Raw genomic sequence first — 1,837 nt, 5'->3', positions numbered from 1 at the left:
CTGCGCGACAGGCTCGGCTGGAGCAACAATTACCTGCTGTCCTTTGCTAAAAATGCGGTGAAGATTGAAGCCCCGGATTCCATGACGCCAGAAAAAGCGGATCTGCTGATAAGGCGGATGGGTAAGGTGCTTGCTGATGAGCAGGCAAAGAAACAGCAGAGCCTGTTTTAATATTCCCCCTTTTAAAGGGGGCCAGGGGGATTTTAATGAAAACCAACAACGACACAATCAGAAGAGCCAAACTCGCAACCATCCACATAGCAAAGAAGACGCTCGGAATGGATGACGAAACATATCGTGAAATGCTTGGCAACTTTGGCCTTAAATCTTCCAAGGATGCCAGCATTGCCAAGCTTGACGAGATTATCACTCACCTTGAATCCAAAGGCTTTGAGACCAAAAAGCGGAAGAATCAGCCAAAGTCGGTCAAAGGTCAGGCTCCTGAAACGGCATTGATGGGCAAGATTGGCGCTCTTCTGGCTGATGGCAAATATCAATGGGCCTATGGTCACGGAATAGCAAAGAAAATGTTCGGGGTCGAGAGGCTTGAATGGTGCGATTGCCAGCAGCTTAGAAAGATCGTGGCTGCCCTTGAATATAACGCCAAGCGCAAGGCGAATAAGGCATAATCCACCTTTTAAAGGGGGGCAGGGGGATTTTATGAATGAATCAATAATCAGACAGGTAGTCAACGAGACCAGGAAAAAAATTCAGAAGAGGCTTGATGAGCTTGATGCGCTTTGGAAGGCAGACCCTTTGGGAGAGTTGGTGGAGCTAAGAAAAAAAGTTGCCGAGAAGCTTAATAGTGAAGGCCATTTTACTGAGGAAGGTTTAAAAATTCTTCAAGAAGCTGCCAGGAAAGAAAAGAAGCTTCTTACCCTGTCCAAGAAGCAACACAAGGCAATGCTGACCTCAGGAGAGGAAGAAGTTAAGTTAAAGATGCAGTTAGGAGATTTAAGTTTTTTAGAATTTCAGCTCAGTTTGAGGGGCAAGTAAGAGCCTATGAAACTCGAAGACCTTGAAAGCATAATGGATGAAGCTGTTTTCGTGGCTTTCCTCGGCCATTTCGGAGGCCGAAGGCTCTACGTCCCCAAAAATATGGGCGCGGATCATCCAATTTCCCTGGTCATTGGCCTTGAGGCCGCAACCGCGCTTTCAGATTACCTTCAGGGCGAGTCCGTGGATCTTCCCACGCTTGACAGATACAATCGCAGAATCAAACGCCGCAAAATCCTTGAGCTAAGAAAAAAAGGCGTCAGTTTTGATATGATCGCCTGGGAAATCGGATGTTCAAGACGCTTTGTGATTCAAATCTGCGCGGATGGCCGGGAAGAAATAGAGGCTGAAAGGCCGGAGCCTAAGTTCAGGCAGTTGGAGTTGTTTTGATAATGTAGATCCATACTCTATAAGACTTTAAACCTTATTTAAATCAAAAGCCCGGGCACCTGAAAATAATCAGGTTTTCTGGGCTTTTTTGTTTTATTTGTGTTGACAAAAATATCAATAGGAGCGAATGTAACACCATCAACTCAACCAAATAAACAAGGAAAAAACAGCCATGAAAACATACAAAAACAAAGAAAAAGCCTACGAAATGATGGAAAGCAAAAACAGATCATACCGCAGGGCTGGAAATTCCAGGCAGCTGATGGTAATGGTCGAAGGGCCTGAAGAAGGCGAACACACAATCATGGATATCAAGGAAGCAATCGAAAACTCTTTCACATACGAATGGGCATAGAATAATGAGAGGCGGAACAAGGCAAGGAGCCGGGCGAAAGCCCGGCAGTTCAAATAAAGAGAAGAAGCCAGGGCGCAACCTGACAAAGCAGATCAG

At 45.6% G+C, this 1,837-nt stretch carries 4 protein-coding genes; all 4 read left to right on the top strand.

From position 1 onward, the window contains the following. Window positions 1-206 precede the first annotated feature (206 nt). The 4 genes from K245_RS0121560 (at window position 207) to K245_RS0121545 (ending at window position 1,741) form a co-directional block, all read left to right on the top strand. Entirely contained in the window at window positions 207-629 is a 423-nt protein-coding gene (locus tag K245_RS0121560; RefSeq protein ID WP_027360811.1) for a gp16 family protein, read from the top strand. Window positions 630-660: 31 nt separating this feature from the next. Beyond that, complete coding sequence (locus K245_RS0121555) at window positions 661-996, top strand: hypothetical protein (RefSeq protein WP_027360810.1); 336 nt, start codon at window positions 661-663, stop codon at window positions 994-996. A gap of 6 nt (window positions 997-1,002) precedes the next feature. Further along, window positions 1,003-1,386, top strand: a complete 384-nt coding sequence (locus K245_RS0121550; protein ID WP_027360809.1) for a S1 domain-containing protein — start codon at window positions 1,003-1,005, stop codon at window positions 1,384-1,386. A 172-nt stretch (window positions 1,387-1,558) separates the two neighbouring features. After that, entirely contained in the window at window positions 1,559-1,741 is a 183-nt protein-coding gene (locus tag K245_RS0121545) for a hypothetical protein (RefSeq protein ID WP_027360808.1), read from the top strand. Window positions 1,742-1,837: the final 96 nt, after the last annotated feature.

This window comes from Desulforegula conservatrix Mb1Pa (genome assembly GCF_000426225.1).
Classification (GTDB): domain Bacteria; phylum Desulfobacterota; class Desulfobacteria; order Desulfobacterales; family Desulforegulaceae; genus Desulforegula; species Desulforegula conservatrix.
Note: the sequence above shows the minus strand (reverse complement) of the source record. Positions and strands in the feature narration are given on the sequence as shown.